Annotated in this window: 13 protein-coding genes; 8 read left to right on the forward strand and 5 right to left on the reverse strand. The window is 52.0% G+C overall.

Annotated elements, in window-relative coordinates; genetic code table 11:
• Nucleotides 1-84 precede the first annotated feature (84 nt).
• Entirely contained in the window at nt 85-1,011 is a 927-nt protein-coding gene (locus HNQ92_RS11410; protein ID WP_184174148.1) for a hypothetical protein, read from the forward strand.
• A gap of 136 nt (nt 1,012-1,147) precedes the next feature.
• Here the strand turns inward: HNQ92_RS11410 and hemA are convergent, their stop codons facing one another.
• A complete protein-coding gene (gene hemA, locus HNQ92_RS11415; protein ID WP_184174149.1) occupies nt 1,148-2,416 on the reverse strand; it encodes a glutamyl-tRNA reductase in 1,269 nt (422 codons plus the stop codon).
• Nucleotides 2,417-2,693: 277 nt separating this feature from the next.
• Between hemA and HNQ92_RS11420 the strand changes: the two genes are divergently transcribed.
• Complete coding sequence (locus HNQ92_RS11420; protein ID WP_184174150.1) at nt 2,694-3,974, forward strand: sensor histidine kinase; 1,281 nt, start codon at nt 2,694-2,696, stop codon at nt 3,972-3,974.
• A 15-nt stretch (nt 3,975-3,989) separates the two neighbouring features.
• On the opposite strand, the gene HNQ92_RS11425 is transcribed toward HNQ92_RS11420, so the two are convergent.
• Entirely contained in the window at nt 3,990-4,514 is a 525-nt protein-coding gene (locus tag HNQ92_RS11425) for a hypothetical protein (protein WP_184174151.1), read from the reverse strand.
• 157 nt (nt 4,515-4,671) lie between these two features.
• Here HNQ92_RS11425 and HNQ92_RS11430 point away from each other — a divergent pair, with 157 nt between their 5' ends.
• Complete coding sequence (locus HNQ92_RS11430; RefSeq protein ID WP_425504283.1) at nt 4,672-5,712, forward strand: acyl transferase; 1,041 nt, start codon at nt 4,672-4,674, stop codon at nt 5,710-5,712.
• A gap of 54 nt (nt 5,713-5,766) precedes the next feature.
• On the opposite strand, the gene HNQ92_RS11435 is transcribed toward HNQ92_RS11430, so the two are convergent.
• Nucleotides 5,767-6,930: a sigma-54-dependent transcriptional regulator gene (locus HNQ92_RS11435; RefSeq protein ID WP_184174152.1), complete on the reverse strand. Its 1,164-nt coding sequence runs from the start codon at nt 6,928-6,930 to the stop codon at nt 5,767-5,769.
• A gap of 247 nt (nt 6,931-7,177) precedes the next feature.
• Nucleotides 7,178-7,882, reverse strand: coding sequence for a DsbA family oxidoreductase (locus tag HNQ92_RS11440; RefSeq protein ID WP_184174153.1), 705 nt, complete (start codon nt 7,880-7,882; stop codon nt 7,178-7,180).
• A 234-nt stretch (nt 7,883-8,116) separates the two neighbouring features.
• Here HNQ92_RS11440 and HNQ92_RS11445 point away from each other — a divergent pair, with 234 nt between their 5' ends.
• From HNQ92_RS11445 to HNQ92_RS11465, 5 genes are all read left to right on the forward strand, one after another.
• A complete protein-coding gene (locus tag HNQ92_RS11445) occupies nt 8,117-8,716 on the forward strand; it encodes a gluconate 2-dehydrogenase subunit 3 family protein (protein WP_184174154.1) in 600 nt (199 codons plus the stop codon).
• Nucleotides 8,717-8,769: 53 nt separating this feature from the next.
• Nucleotides 8,770-10,488, forward strand: coding sequence for a GMC family oxidoreductase (locus tag HNQ92_RS11450; RefSeq protein WP_184174155.1), 1,719 nt, complete (start codon nt 8,770-8,772; stop codon nt 10,486-10,488).
• A 147-nt stretch (nt 10,489-10,635) separates the two neighbouring features.
• On the forward strand, nt 10,636-11,823 hold the full coding sequence (locus HNQ92_RS11455) for an acyltransferase family protein (RefSeq protein WP_281380734.1): 1,188 nt from the start codon (nt 10,636-10,638) through the stop codon (nt 11,821-11,823).
• 259 nt (nt 11,824-12,082) lie between these two features.
• On the forward strand, nt 12,083-12,958 hold the full coding sequence (locus HNQ92_RS11460) for an alpha/beta hydrolase (RefSeq protein ID WP_184174157.1): 876 nt from the start codon (nt 12,083-12,085) through the stop codon (nt 12,956-12,958).
• 188 nt (nt 12,959-13,146) lie between these two features.
• Nucleotides 13,147-14,268 (forward strand): DNA topoisomerase IB, encoded by a 1,122-nt coding sequence (locus HNQ92_RS11465; RefSeq protein WP_184174158.1) that lies wholly within the window; start codon nt 13,147-13,149, stop codon nt 14,266-14,268.
• A gap of 115 nt (nt 14,269-14,383) precedes the next feature.
• On the opposite strand, the gene HNQ92_RS11470 is transcribed toward HNQ92_RS11465, so the two are convergent.
• The gene (locus HNQ92_RS11470) at nt 14,384-14,875 is read right to left on the reverse strand and encodes a hypothetical protein (protein ID WP_184174159.1); all 492 of its coding nucleotides are present in this window, start codon (nt 14,873-14,875) and stop codon (nt 14,384-14,386) included.
• Nucleotides 14,876-15,180: the final 305 nt, after the last annotated feature.

A 15,180-nucleotide genomic window follows, 5' to 3' on the forward strand; every position in this document is an offset into this window, starting at 1 on the left:
GGTACTTTCCATAGCTTCTATGCCCGAACCTGCGTACCTTTCGTCCAGTTTTTATTTTCACGCTGGACAGTCTACAGTACGTCGATGCTCTACTTCCTTCTCGCGGTTTTGTTTACGGTTGCGCTCTACCTCATCATGCGGGCGTACCCACGCTTTCAGGTCCATTCTTTCCACGCCATTGTGTTTAACTACTACGCTTGCGTAGGTACTGGTCTGCTGCTGAGCCCGGATCTGGGGCAGTTCAAAGAAATTCAACCCGGCTCTAGCGCCACACTGCTTACGGTGGCACTCGGGGCCATGTTCATCCTGGTTTTTGTGCTGATTGGCCACACTACCCAGAAAGTGAGCGTTACGGCTACGTCGCTGGCGGGCAATATGTCGTTGGTCATACCCGTTTTGTTTGGCCTCTTTGTCTTTCAAAATACCAACAAGCTCTTTACAGGCTGGAACTACCTCGGCTTGCTAGTGGCGCTGGTAGCCCTGGCCCTGGGTGCCATCCAAAAAGCTCCTAAAACTACCCCGGAAAGTACCTCAGGGGGTAATCTGGCCAACACTTCCTGGGTGTGGCTCCTGCCTTTTTTTACCTTTTTGGGTACCGGCACCAACAATACGCTCATTAACTACCTGAGCATGACCTACTACCGGCCGGATCAGATGACGCTCTTCATGATCGTGGCTTGCCTGGGGGCCGCCGGAATAGGTACTTTGCTGCTGGCTTTTCGTATTGCTTTCCGGGGCGAAAAACTCCTGGCTCGCAGCGTGGTAGGAGGGCTGATCCTGGGCGTTCCTAACTTTCTTTCACTTTATTTTCTGCTCAAAGCCCTGGGTACTTTTAGCAATAGCGCGGCCTTTGTTTTTCCCATTTATAACATTCTTACCATGCTGGTCTCGTCGTTTACGGCCTGGGTGCTATTTCGCGAAAAGCTCCATCTACTCAACCGACTAGGCCTGTTGCTGGCCGTGGTGGCCATCATCCTTATTTCCTACCAGGAGCTTGGGCTGGGCCGCTAGGTTTGGTGAAGGTACCTGCGTTTAGGTACCTGTTTCTAAGTACCTGCCCGGAAACCAAAAATCCTGCCAGTGCTGGCAGGATTTGGGATATAGGAGGATTTACGAAAAATTCCTTAGGACGGAATGCAAAGTACCTTTAGCGCGCTGAGCTCGGCTGGGGTTGGTTCTCCAGGTTAAAGAGGTCGTTCAGGACGTCGATCAGGGTTTCGGCTTCACCGCGCTTGCAGGCAGCCTTGAGCTGTAGTACCGGCAGCTTGATGATTTTCTGCATCATGCTCGACGTAATCCGGTCTATCTTGGCGGCTTCTTCTTCGGTCATGTTCTTCATGTAGCGCGCCATTTCTTCCTGACGAATCTGCTCGAGTGCGCCTTTTAGCTTCTGGATGGTGGGCGACACCACCATTTCTTTCGACCAATCGTTAAAATCCAGTACAGCTTCTTCAATGATTGATTTTACGTAAGGTATGGCCGAAATCCTTTTGGTCAAGGCTTCGTCGGCTTTGCTACGGATGGTATCGATGTTGTAAAGTACCACGCCGGGTACTTCTTCCACGTCCGGAGCCACGCTGCGCGGCACCGAGAGGTCGATGAGGTACTTGAAGGTAAGGCCGCCCAGCTGAACCATTTTTTCTTTGGTAAAGAAGGGCTCATCGCGCGTGATCGAGGAAATAATAACGTCGGCCCGCATGATTTCCAGGTCGATGTCTTCCAGATCAGCTACTTTAAAACCGTAAGTAGTGGCTAGTTCGTCGGCCTTGGAGCGGGTACGGTTTACGAGCGTAATATCCGCTCCGTCCCGATCCGCCAGGTTTTTACACACATCCATGCCTATTTCGCCCAGGCCCAACACAAGTACCTTAGGGTTTACCGTCAGGGCTTCTACCAACTCCACGGCGGCGTAAGAGACCGAAGCCGCCCCGTCGCGGAAAGACGTTTCCTGGGCTACGCGCTTGTTGGCAAAAAAGATGGTGTGCATCAACCGGTGCAAAAACGGACCGGCCATGTTGAGGTCTGCCGACCACTGGTAGGCGTGCTTGATTTGGTTCGGGATTTGCATATCACCTACTACCTGCGAGTGGAGCCCGGTGGCTACCTCGAATAGGTGGCGGATGGCTTCGTCGCCCTGTACATACTGCTCAAAGTAAGGCAGGTAGGGCTCGGTATCCGTAATGCCTTTCTGAATGAGAAGTAGCTTGATGAGCTCTGGCGAAAGGTCCTCCGAAGCGGTATAGTATAGTTCAGTGCGGTTGCAGGTCGACACCACCAGCAGATCCGACACTTCGAAGAACTCCCTGATACGCAGCATAAGCGCTTTCGCTCCTTCTTCATTAAGTGCAATTTGCTCCCTTACCGACAGGGGAGCAATTTTGTAGGATAGGCTTACGGCTTTAAACTGGTTTTGCATCACTTTATACTAGATTCTAATGACAAAATTAGGGTACAATCACCACATTATGAAACATCCCCTGGAAGCGAAGCGTTTATTTAGAAATAGTATAAATTACTTCGCTATTATTTCTGCTAAGTTCTCCTTTCTGCCCAAGGCAGTTTATGACGCAGGTCAGTTTTTTTGCTGAGCTTGCTCGCTATGATTCATCCCTGGTAGCATAACGTTTTTTTACTATTTTTCGTTAAATACTAACTTTGTACTTTCCTACCTTCACTATGTACATTCCGAGCTTATGAGTACGGTGCCCCGAGAAAAGAAGCCCCGCTTTACGCTGCGCCCCGAGGTACTACTCAACAGCCTGCGCCTGCGGCGCTCGGTTCTGGATACGTACGGGCAAAAAAACCTGTACAAATTCATCATTGGCTTCAACCTCTTTTTAATAAGCATTGGGTCGTTGTTTTATACTAACGACCTGGTCTCTAAACTGGAAGAGCGCGAGATTCGGCAAATGAAACTCTACGCCGAAGGCCTGCGCTACGCACTTACGAGCGATTTTAACGAAGACCTGACGGGCATCATGCAGATCATCCGGGAGGCCAACTCTTTTTACGAGATACCGGCTATCTACGTGGATGACAACAACATGCCTGCCGACAAGATCAATATTTCTTTTCCCGAAAACGCCAGTCCCGAAACCAAGGAGCGCATCCTGAACGAGCAGCTGAGCCAAATGAAAAAGGAGCACGAACCCATCCCGGTCGAAATGGGCGAGGGACGGGTGGGCTACATTTATTACAGCAATTCTTTTCTCCTTACCCAGCTCCGCTACTACCCTTACATCCAGCTCTCGGGTATTTTTATCATTGGCTTCCTGGCTTATCTTTCGTTTAGCGCCGCCCGCCGGGCCGAACAAAACCGGGTGTGGGTGGGCTTGGCCAAAGAAACCGCTCACCAGCTGGGGACGCCGCTGTCGTCGCTGATGGCCTGGATTGAGTACTTCCGGGCCGATCCCGACTTTGATCCCTCCATTGCCGACGAACTCGAGAAGGATGTACAACGGCTCGAAATGATTACGACCCGCTTCTCGAACATTGGCTCCGTACCCACGCTGAAAGACGAGGACGTGGCGGCCATCATTACTGAATTTATAACGTACCTCCGGAAACGGGTATCCACCAAGGTACATTTCTTCATTGACAACCAGCTTCCCGAAGGGCATAAAGTACTGCTGAACCGCAATCTGTTTGAGTGGGTGATCGAAAACGTGTGCAAAAATGCCGTTGATGCCATGGCCGGTGTCGGTGAAATCCGAATATCGCTGGTACCCAAGCAGCAGGGGGAAATTGTGATTGACATCAGCGATACGGGCAAGGGCATCAGCAAGGCCAACTTGCAGAAAGTATTTAATCCGGGCTTCAGTACTAAAAAAAGGGGCTGGGGACTGGGACTAACGCTGGCCAAGCGGATTATCGAAAACTACCACGCCGGCAAGCTATTTGTGAAAAGTTCGGAGCCCGGCAAGGGTACTACTTTCCGGATTATCATGCAAAGTACCCCAGCGCCTCCAAAATAAGTACCCCCGACGAAGCTACTGAGCCAATGAAACGGTAATGGTATCCGTTTCGATGACGTTGCTTACCCGCAGGGCTCGGTCCCGAATGCGTACCCGGTACTTAACGGTAGCAGGCCTGGTGAAGCGATCCTGAAAATAAATCACCGAAAAATCAAGCTTGCCCTTGATAGGCCCCGCCTTACCGTCCCGCTTCAACACCGGAAAAAACAGCTTACCCGAGACAGAAGAGGGCAGCTCCTCAAAGCGGCCATTGACCAGGCGCAGGGTGGTGTACTCGTAGTTGCCCCAGTCGCGGTAGATGGCATTGATCAGGTTGGTATCGCTTCGCTCCGCCGGTGATAACCCCAGGTCGCCATCGCCATCCTCAAAGTCAATCGTAATTACGACCGAATCCGAGTTGGTTTGGCTAAAGGAATCGAAAACCTCAAACTTATCAATATTATTAAAGGCAATGCGGGGCGTGTCGTCGAAATTAGGTACATCCACACAGCTCACCAGGAGCAGGCTACAACAGACAAACAGGTAGATGATAGGACGCATAGTCGTAGGCTTCTTCAATGAAATAGAACAGTAGAACGTTTTGTAAAGAGTAGGGATGAAGTCTGATGCATCAAATCTGGGTTTACTTTATATTTGCACGAACAAATATAAAACGGACCGCTCATAAAATGGTTTGTTTTTTACGAAACTACCCGGCTTGAAATTCCCCGATCCTTCCCTGCGCCAGGCACTCCGGCACGACATTGAGCACGTGACGACCTCTAACTTCGAGGAGGTAGCCATGCGCGTATTCAGGTACCAGGCCCACTACAATCCCATTTATCAAAGGTACCTGGCTCACCTTCGGGTTCAGCCCGACCGCTTGCGGCGGCTGGCGGAAGTTCCCTTCTTTCCCATTCAATTCTTCAAACATCACATTATCAGAACCGGCCAGCCGCCCGCATCAGCGGTCGTTTTTGAAAGTAGCGGTACCACCGGCTACACCACTAGTCGCCATACGCTCTACGATCCTCTCCTCTATCAGTCCATCTCCGAACGTATATTCGAAGAGCAGTACGGTGCCTTGGATGGTATGCATTTGCTAGCACTACTACCTTCTTACCTTGAACGAAACAACTCGTCGCTAGTGTATATGGTGCGTCATTTTATTGACAAAACCCACTCGCCCTACTCCGGATTTTACCTGCACGACAGCCGGGCGCTAACCCGGCAGCTGGAAGTACTGGCCCGGCGAGCCGACGGCCATCCGGTGCTGGTACTGGGCGTTACGTTTGCGCTGCTCGACTGGGCGGAGCGCGGCCCCGATTTTTCTTTTCTGACCGACCTCCCCCGGCTCATCGTGATGGAGACGGGGGGAATGAAAGGACGCCGGCAGGAGTTGCTGCGCGAAGAAGTACACGCGATCCTGCGGGCGCGGCTGGGGGTACCTTCGATCCATTCGGAATACGGCATGACCGAGCTGCTCTCTCAGGGGTACTCGGCTGGCGAGGGTGTTTTTCGGCCCGGAAGTACCATGCGCATCCTGCTGCGCGACACCAACGATCCTTTTTCGGTAGCGCCCTGGGGAGGGTACTTTCAAACGGGTGGCATCAACGTCGTGGACCTGGCCAACCTGGATTCGTGTAGTTTTATCGAAACCCAGGACCTGGGCCGCTTCGGTCCCGAACCCGAGACGTTTTACGTACTGGGGCGGTTCGACAACTCCGACGTCCGCGGCTGTAACCTGATGGCGCTGTAAGTTCCAAAGTACCCAGCTCCCGCCTTCCCTGCCAAGTACCCTTGTTGGTGGCGGCTAGGTACCTATAGTCGCGTAAAGTTTCACGTCGGCCAGCGTGATAGTGTCCCCGCACAGAATCACCAGCCGCTCGATGACGTTCCGCAGCTCGCGTACGTTGCCCGTCCAGCGGAGCGTTTGCAAGTACTCCATCGCCTCCGGCAGGATCCGCTTGGAGCTGCTGCCGTATTCTTCGGCAATGTCGTACAGGAATTTTTCGGCCAGCATGGGGATGTCCTTGGCGCGCTCGGCCAGGGGCGGTACGTGAATCAGTATGACGCTAAGCCGGTGAAATAAATCTTCCCGGAAGTTGCCGTCCTGAATCTCCTTGCGCAGGTCTTTGTTGGTGGCGGCAATCACCCGCACGTTTACCTTGATTTCCTTCTCGCCACCCACGCGCGTAATCTTGTTTTCCTGCAAAGCCCGAAGTACCTTGGCTTGCGCCGAAAGGCTCATGTCCCCGATTTCATCCAGGAAGATGGTACCTCCGTTGGCCTGCTCGAACTTCCCGATCCGCTGTTTGATGGCCGACGTGAAGGAGCCCTTCTCGTGGCCAAAGAGCTCGCTCTCGATGAGCTCGCTCGGGATGGCGGCGCAGTTCACCTCAATGAGCGGCATATGCGCCCGCGGGCTTTTTTCGTGTATTTGCTTCGCTACCAGCTCCTTCCCCGAGCCATTGGGGCCCGTTACGAGTACCCGGGCTTCGGTAGGTGCCACGCGCTCGATGGATTCCTTCACCCGCCGGATGGCGTCGGAGTCCCCCACGATTTCGTTGATTTTATAGATGCGCTTCTTGAGTTCGTGGGTTTCGGCCACCAACTTGTATTTTTCGATGGCATTCCGAACGCTCACCAGCAGCCGGTTGAGGTCCGGCGGCTTGGTAATAAAATCAAAGGCACCCCGTTTGGTCGCTTCTACGGCATTCTCGACGTTGCCGTAGGCCGAAATCATGATAAACTGGGTACTTCGCTCGGCATCACCCACCTTCAGTAGCAGCTCGAGGCCGCTCATCTTGGGCATACTGATGTCACAGAGTGCTACGCTGTACTCATTTTTTTTGATTTTATCGAGCCCCTCATCGCCGTCTTTGGCTTCATCTACTTCATAACCCTCGTATTCCAGGATGTCACGGAGGGCATCCCGAATGTTCTTTTCATCATCAATGATGATTATTTTGACCATAGGTACTTTGCTAAGTAGATTTACAACTACTACGGGTACTTAAAAGTACCTGCGTAGCCCGGAAAATTGATTTTATGCCTGGCAATTTAGCCTAAAATTTTGATCCCCTACCAAAAGTTTTTCAAATTTACCTGCCAAAAGTACCCCGCATTCCCTCGGGCGGAAGGTACTTGGGAAAGTACCCCGCCCCAAAACGCAGAGGCCTGGCGTCAGGCCCCTACTACCCGTGCGGCTACGCAACGCTTGGTCAACAACCTTCGGGCCCGCAACTAGCCCCCGCCAGGGCGGTTAGCATTTCTTCGCGGACGGTGGTGAGTGCCTCCACGAATACTTCAGACGGCTGCGCTCCCGAGAGTCCGTACTTGTTGTTGATGATAAAGAAAGGTACCCCGCTGATGCCCTTGCTTTGGAAGTGCGTGATTTCCTGCCGTACTTCGTAAGCCAGGGCGTCATCGGCCAGTATGTCCTTGATTTTTTCTTCGGACCAGCCGTAGGGAGCAAATAGCTCGGCCAATACAGGTACCTGAGTCAGGTCCAGAGCCTGGGTGAAGTAGGCGGCAAAGAGCTTTTCTTCGGCTTCGGGCTGAAAGCCCTCCCGCCCCGCTACCTGGAGCAGCTTGTGCAGGGGAAACGTATTGATGGCTTTGGGAATGGCGTTGAGCCGGAAATCAATGCCTACTTCCTCCCCCACGCCGGTCAGGTGATCGAACATCTGCTGGATGCGCTCTTCGCTTCCAAATTTATTCAGGAAGTAGGTCTGGCGGTCGTAGCCCGCTTCGGGGATCGTCGGGTCGAGCTGGTAGGGGTGCCAGTTGATGCGTACGGTCGAATCATCGGCTTGCAGGGTAGCTAGAGCGGCTTCCAGGCGCTTCTTTCCGACGTAACACCAGGGGCACACCACGTCCGATACAATATCAATGGTAATGACGGGTTGATTTGATGGGGTATCCATAAAATAATTCAGGTTAGTATTTACGTTTTTGAAACAGCGGTTGTCGCGATTTGATTCACGCTTCCCCAGTAGCGCCTGCATTCCCGCTATTCCGTCCTAATAAGTACCCCTGGCGGGCATACTCTACGCAAGTAGTACATCCGATTTTCAAAAAAAAATGCCAATAATTTACGTTTTGCACTAATCAAATGTATTTTTACACTCTGCATTGTTAACCATTTAATCAATTTATAGATGAAAAGACGTGATGCTCTTGCCCGCGTAGCGCTGCTGATGGGAGGAACGCTCTCCGCCCCTACCATGATTGTGCTGCTGGATGGCTGCAAGACTGCCGATGAAACCTCGAAAGCGGCCAAATTTGCCCTTTCGACCGATCAGCAAACGCTGGTTTCGGAAGTAGCCGAAATCATTATTCCCAAAACCGATACCCCGGGTGCCAAGGAAGCCAAAGTGGGGGAATTTATCGAAAAGATGCTGACGGACTGCTATTATACCAAGGATCAGAAAAGTTTTAAAGATGGTTTGAGTGCGCTTGACGACAAAAAATTCATGAAAGCTACGCCCGAGGAACAAACCAAGATCCTGAGTGATCTGGAAAAAGCCTCGAAGGATGAACTGGCGAAAATCGGGGAAGACCGGAAAAAAGCCCAGGAAGCGGGGCAGACGTTTGAGGAGCCGGGGGTACCTTTCTTCCGCCTCATGAAAGAGCTCACCCTGCTGGGGTACTTTACGTCGGAGGTGGGAGCTACCCAAGCCCTGGAGTACGTACCCGTACCTACCCGCTACGATGGCTGCATAGACCTCAAACCAGGGCAAAAAGCCTGGGCTATGTAATTAGCAGGCTTTAAAAAACCCGGACTCTATTCACTGTAAACAAAAAATCACCGATGAATTTAAATATAAAAGCGAAAAAGCAGGCTACGTACGACGCCATTGTGGTAGGATCCGGAATTAGCGGCGGCTGGGCGGCCAAGGAGCTTACCGAAAAAGGCCTGAAGGTACTTATGCTGGAGCGGGGCCGCGATATTAAGCACGTAACCGACTACAAAACGGCCATGACGGCCCCCTGGGAGTTTGAACACCGGGGACGCGTAAGTACCATGGCCCGCGAAGAATACTGGGCGAACGTTCGGACGGGCTACACCGCCAACGAGGAGCACCGCCACATGTTTGAGAATGATAAGGAAAATCCCTACGAGGAAATACGAGGCTTCGACTGGATTCGGGGCTACCACGTAGGGGGGCGCTCGCTAATGTGGGGCCGCCAGAGCTACCGGCTCAACGAAGCCGATTTTGAGGCCAACGCCAAGGACGGCATCGCTACCGACTGGCCGATCCGTTACAAGGACATTGCACCCTGGTACGACTACGTAGAGAAATTTGTGGGGGTTAGTGGTACCCGAGACGGCCTCGACGTACTGCCAGACGGCCAATTTCTGCCTCCCATGCAGATGAACTGCCTGGAAAAACATGCCAAGGGAGAAATTGAAAAGAAATTTGCCGGACGGCACCTGATCATGGGGCGGGCTGCGCACCTTACCCAGCCCCAGGCCATCCATACGGAGCTGGGAAGAGCCGCCTGTCAGTTTCGCAACATGTGTATGAGAGGCTGCCCCTACGGCGGGTACTTCAGCACCCAGGCTGCTACCCTACCCGCCGCGCAAAAAACGGGTAACCTGACGCTCCTGACCGACTCCATCGTTTCGGAGGTCATCTTTGACGACACCGCCAATAAAGCCACGGGCGTGCGGGTAGTAGACCAAAATACCCTCGAAACGCGCGAGTTCTTTGCCAAGATTATTTTCTTGAATGCTTCGGCCATTGCCTCTACGTCCATTCTGATGAACTCTAAGTCGAAGCGTTTTCCCAACGGCATGGGCAACGAAAGCGACCAGCTGGGACGGAACATCATGGACCACCACCTGGCGGTAGGCGCTTCGGGTGCCTATGACGGCTTTGAAGACAAGTACTACTTTGGCCGCCGCGCCAACGGTATTTACGTACCTCGCTACCGCAACTGGGGCAACGACAAGCGCGACTACATCCGGGGCTTTGGCTACCAGGGCGGCGCTAGCCGCGACAGCTGGGGGCGTGGCAACGGAATGGAAGGCTTTGGGGCGGCCTTTAAGGAGGAAATCTCCAAGCCCGGCGGCTGGCGCATGAGCCTGGGCGGCTTTGGGGAGATGATCCCTGACGAAAAAAATCGCATGACGCTCAGCCCGGACAAAACGGATCGCTGGGGTCTGCCGCTGGTGGTATTTGATGCCGCCTACGGCGACAACGAAAAGAAAATGCGGATTGACATGATGAACGATGCTGCCGAAATGCTGGAGGCCGCCGGTTTTAAGAATGTCAATCCGTACAACGACGAGTCTAAAAACCCCGGCATCGGTATTCACGAAATGGGTACGGCCCGCATGGGTACCAGTGCGCAAAACTCGGTCTTGAACAAGCATAACCAGGTGTGGGGGGCCGAAAACGTGTACGTAACGGACGGTTCCTTCATGACGTCCGCTTCCTGCGTTAATCCTTCGCTCACGTACATGGCTATGACGGCCCGTGCGGCAGACCACGCGGTGAATGAGCTCAAGAAAATGAACGTGTAAATAGGTACCTAACGATTAGTCATTGGTAAAAAGCCTCCTTTGTTGTGATCAGAGGAGGCTTTTTGCTTACCTACCCTAGTCGCTTTTACTTGTTTGGGCGTATACTCTCTGGCAACTTATCTCCCACTTAGCTTCCCTTCTACCCCCTTGAAAAATACTTCGCTTCCTTCCCAGCGCATCGGCTCCATTGATGCCTACCGAGGGTTTGTTATGTTTCTGATGATGGCCGAAGTACTCGAGTTTGGCCACGTAGCTCAGGCTCATCCTGGCAATGCTTTCTGGGAGTTTCTGCACCATCACCAAAGTCACGTACCCTGGATCGGCTGCTCCCTGCACGACCTGATCCAACCTTCTTTCACCTTCTTGGTAGGCGTGGCCCTCCCCTACTCCCTGGCCAGCCGCCTGGACAAGGGCGACAGCCAAGGTACCTTGTGGTACCATACCATCCGGCGGTCGCTGATCCTGATTCTGCTGGGGATATTTCTACGATCCATGTACCGCCCGCTAACCAACTTTACCTTTGAGGATACCCTGACCCAAATTGGCTTAGGGTACCCTTTCGTATTTGCGCTGGGCATGCGCTCCGAGCGTACGCAGTGGATTTCGCTGGCGGTTTTGCTGGTGGGCTACTGGCTGCTGTTTGCGCTATACCCCCTGCCGGGTCCCGGCTTCGACTGGGAACAGGCGGGCGTAGCCGCCGACTGGCCGCATCACCTCCAGGGCTTCGCGGCCCATTGGAACAAAAATACCAACCCCGCCTGGGCCTTTGACCGTTGGTTTCTCAACCTCTTCCCGCGCGAAAGCCCCTTTCTGCACAACCGGGGCGGGTACGTTACGCTTAGCTTCATTCCTACGCTAGGTACCATGATCCTGGGCCTTTTGGCGGGGCAGTGGCTGCGGAACTCTACCTCGTCGGGCTTCGTGCTTCGCCGTTTTTTGGGAGTGGGTGCCGCCCTGGTGGCCGTAGCGCTGGTACTTAGCTGGATTGGCCTCGCTCCCATTGTTAAGAGGATATGGACGCCTGGATGGACGCTATTTAGCGGCGGAATGAGCTTTTTATTTCTGGCCGCTTTTTATTACCTGGTAGACCTACGCCAAAACCAAAAATGGTTTTTCCCGTTACTAGTGATAGGTACCAACTCCATTGCGGCTTACGTATTGGCCCATACGGTCGTTGGATTTATCGACGAGTCGTTCCGTACCCACATTAGCCCTACTTATGATACGTTAGTAGGAGAGGGTTATAAAACGTTGATCAGCGGAGGCGTCGTGTTGTTCGTTCAATGGTATATCTTGTACCGGATGTACAAAAAGCGTATTTTTATTAAGATATAAGCTCACGTTGAGTGACTTAAAGAATAAAGTACCCTCAAGTTATAACCCGCACCTGTACCGTTTAAGAAATGCCGGGGGCTTACGCATCCTATATTTAGGGGTTCTGGCTAGCTTTGTGGCCAGTGAAAGGAGTCAGAAGAATATTTTGACGCTATACTATCCAATCACAACGCACGTTTTTTTTCGGATGCGTACATCCATATAGGGAGTACCATCCGTACATGGTTAGTAAAATAGTAGAAACAAAAGCCCGACTTACATGAGCCGCAAAGCTGTACTGCTACGTGATTTCACCCGATTATTCGCTTTTATCCTGCTAGCTACCGCTAGCACGAGTTGTAAGTTCATGGATTCCATCAGTCCGCAACGGAGCTACCTCCATGACTCCATCGTGGGCTACACGGAAGTTAAGGATATTGCCTTTACCAAAGATTCCGTCATGAAGCTGGATATTTACTACCCTACTTCTGCCACCGGGAATCCATCCGAAGTAGTCATTCTTTTGCACGGCGGCGGCTGGACCACCGGGGATAAATTCTTTCTGTCGCCTACGGTAGATCAACTAAAAAAAGCCCGAAAGAACCTAACCATCGTTAACGTAAACTACCGGCTGGTGGCTGATTCGGTGAGCCTGTTGTCTGCCCAGCTGTCCGACATCCAGGCTAGCGTGGAGTACCTGAACGCTCATGCGGACAAGTACCAGATCCGCACAAAAAACTACCGCATCGCCGGAGTAAGTGCGGGTGGACACCTGGCCCTTACCTACGCATACGGCATTGACGAGGGCCGGAACATCGGCACGGTGATAGGTATCTCCGCTCCCACGGAGCTATCCATGCAACGGCTGATGGACAACAGCCTCTGGCGAAACGTACAAACCCTGGTAGGAGCTACGTACGAACAGCAAACGGATAAGTTTATCAAAGCAAGTCCTCTGTACCTCGCCAATTTTCGGTCACCGCGTACCTTCCTGCTTTTTGGAAATAGAGACGAGCTTTTTTCCGACAAGCACGGCGAGTACCTGGTGGCGAAGCTCAAGCTTCTGAAGGTACCTTACAACTACTACCTTGCCCCAAACGAAACCCACGACATGTCTCCCCGCCAGGTGGCCGAAACGGTTTTTGCTACCTTCTGATTTTTATACGCTTCTAGCAGGAAACAAAGGTACCTAGGCAGGTCAGTTAGGGAAGTGTGTGCGTAAAATTCCTCAGGGGGTGGTAGTAGGCTCCGCAGGGCCGATCCTTTGAGGCTCTATATCGAGGTGGGCACGGCTTTTACAGCTTGTTGTTGGCTACTATTACCTCACTTTTAGCCACCATTGCTATGTCTATAGTCCCTCCTACGGGTACCACCCCTGATTTTCGGGCTTTGCCTGTGAAAGGAATTAAAAAGTTATCCAGCAATCCTGTACTGACGGCCGCGGCTGCCGGACTCAACTACCTGCGAAGCGGGAACGCTCCCGGCCTACGGCGACGTAAAGCCGGAAAGGGTTTTTACTACCTGGATGAAAAAGGCCAGCGTTGCACCGATCCCGAAACGCTGAAGCGTATCAAGGCATTGGCTCTGCCCCCCGCCTGGCGCGAGGTATGGATAAGCCAAGACCCTCTTAGCCACTTGCAAGCTACCGGCTTAGACGAGGCCGATCGGAAACAGTACCGTTACCACGCCCACTGGAATCAGATCCGTAACCATACCAAGTACTACCGTTTGCTATCGTTTGCCAACGCTTTGCCGCAGCTTAGAGCCCAGGTTGAGAAGGACCTGCGCCAACGCCACCCCACACTCTCTAAGGCCGTGGCGCTGGTCGTAAAGCTCATGGAAAAAACCTGTATTCGGGTGGGCAATTTGCGCTACAAGGTAAAGCACGGCTCCTCGGGCATCACAACCCTCGATGCGCGCCAGGCCGACGTTCAAGGTAATAAGCTTCGTTTTCTTTTTGTGGGCAAAAAAGGGATCAAACACGATATAACCCTGCGCGACCGTACGCTGGCGCGGCTGGTCAAAGCGTACAAAGACATGCCCGGCCGCCGACTCTTTCAGTACCTCAACGACGACGGAAAACGATGCACTATCAGTGCCCGGCACGTCAATGAATACATCCAGACGCATACCGGAGGAAATTTTTCGGCCAAGGATTTCCGAACCTGGATGGGGACGGTCACGGCTTTTGAGTACCTAAGTACCCAAGCGGTTTGCCAAACCCAACGTGAGTTTAACCGGAAGATAAACGCTTGCCTGGACGCGGTGGCCCTACATTTGGGAAATACCCGCGCCGTTTGCCGAAAGTACTACGTGCATCCGGCGGTGGTGCACGCTTTCGAGCAAGATAAACTAGCTCATTTCGTATCCAGATCCACCCAGGAAGATTCGCCCCTCAGTCCCACCGAGCAGCGTGTCAAAGCACTTTTAAGCAGCTTCAAACTACCCCTTGAACAAGCCAGCTAGCAGCAAATACCAACAGGGCATAAAAAATCGGAGAAGCAGCTTATCAAAAGATCAGTCAGCTTCTCCGATACGTAGATTAGTATGGATTATGTATGAAGGTAAAGGGATGTACGCACTAGTACGCTACTTTTTGTACGGGCTGTGACCAAGTCGGAAGCAAGGGTGTGGTAGTCTCTTTGGTAAGTCTTTCGTAGAGGTCTACGATTCGTTCCATGTGCTCCCGCAAGATACGGGCCGCTTCGCTGTCTGCATCCACGGTTTTCAACATTTTCTGGTACTTACGTAAGGTTGCAAACTCCGTATCTTTCAAGACATTAGCTACTACAGTTTTATCTTCTACCTGCCCCAGCATGCCTTTGTTCTCGTTCAGAAGACCAAAGCCGTCGCGCAGGTCGCAGTCGGTTAAGTTACACTTGAAATAATCGTATATCCACTGAATCTCTTTTTGAAACAGCAAGGCGCTAAAATGGCCCTGATTGCAAACTCGTCTTAGCGTGCCAAGACCATCCTTCTTCATTGCCTCAATGTACAAGGCCTCTCGCTTCTTATGTTCGTTCCAAAGTACGGCTGTACTTCGAACAAACTCCTTTAGGTTTGTTTTGTCCATTGTGCCTTGTTGTAAAAAAGTTGCGTTGAGTAAGATAGCTACATGGAGTATGTAAGCTTCTAGGGTGTGTAGGCCTCTTTCCAAAGAATTGTACCAGATTGATGTAAAATCCAGCTTTTTTCAGAATTAAAATAAAAGTATAATTATAATACAAAATTTTGCTATTACGCTTCCCGCTGTTCTGCTTCTTGTGGGTAAAAGTACCTAAGTAAATGAGGCAGAGTTTTCACCAAATACGGGGCAAAGTTTTCTACATTATAACTCCATAGATGGCTGGCATAATTATTATAACAACAGTCAACAAG

Origin of the sequence: Rhabdobacter roseus, assembly GCF_014202275.1 — a bacterium.
Classification (GTDB): domain Bacteria; phylum Bacteroidota; class Bacteroidia; order Cytophagales; family Spirosomataceae; genus Rhabdobacter; species Rhabdobacter roseus.

Excerpts from the sequence above, each read along its gene's own strand:
- hemA (WP_184174149.1), bottom strand. The coding sequence starts at position 2,416 with ATGCAAAACCAGTTTAAAGCCGTAAGCCTATCCTACAAAATTGCTCCC.
- HNQ92_RS11435 (WP_184174152.1), bottom strand. The coding sequence starts at position 6,930 with ATGGTCAAAATAATCATCATTGATGATGAAAAGAACATTCGGGATGCC.
- HNQ92_RS11460 (WP_184174157.1), top strand. The coding sequence starts at position 12,083 with ATGAGCCGCAAAGCTGTACTGCTACGTGATTTCACCCGATTATTCGCT.
- HNQ92_RS11470 (WP_184174159.1), bottom strand. The coding sequence starts at position 14,875 with ATGGACAAAACAAACCTAAAGGAGTTTGTTCGAAGTACAGCCGTACTT.
- HNQ92_RS11440 (WP_184174153.1), bottom strand. The coding sequence starts at position 7,882 with ATGGATACCCCATCAAATCAACCCGTCATTACCATTGATATTGTATCG.
- HNQ92_RS11420 (WP_184174150.1), top strand. The coding sequence starts at position 2,694 with ATGAGTACGGTGCCCCGAGAAAAGAAGCCCCGCTTTACGCTGCGCCCC.
- HNQ92_RS11445 (WP_184174154.1), top strand. The coding sequence starts at position 8,117 with ATGAAAAGACGTGATGCTCTTGCCCGCGTAGCGCTGCTGATGGGAGGA.
- HNQ92_RS11465 (WP_184174158.1), top strand. The coding sequence starts at position 13,147 with ATGTCTATAGTCCCTCCTACGGGTACCACCCCTGATTTTCGGGCTTTG.
- HNQ92_RS11425 (WP_184174151.1), bottom strand. The coding sequence starts at position 4,514 with ATGCGTCCTATCATCTACCTGTTTGTCTGTTGTAGCCTGCTCCTGGTG.
- HNQ92_RS11410 (WP_184174148.1), top strand. The coding sequence starts at position 85 with ATGCTCTACTTCCTTCTCGCGGTTTTGTTTACGGTTGCGCTCTACCTC.
- HNQ92_RS11450 (WP_184174155.1), top strand. The coding sequence starts at position 8,770 with ATGAATTTAAATATAAAAGCGAAAAAGCAGGCTACGTACGACGCCATT.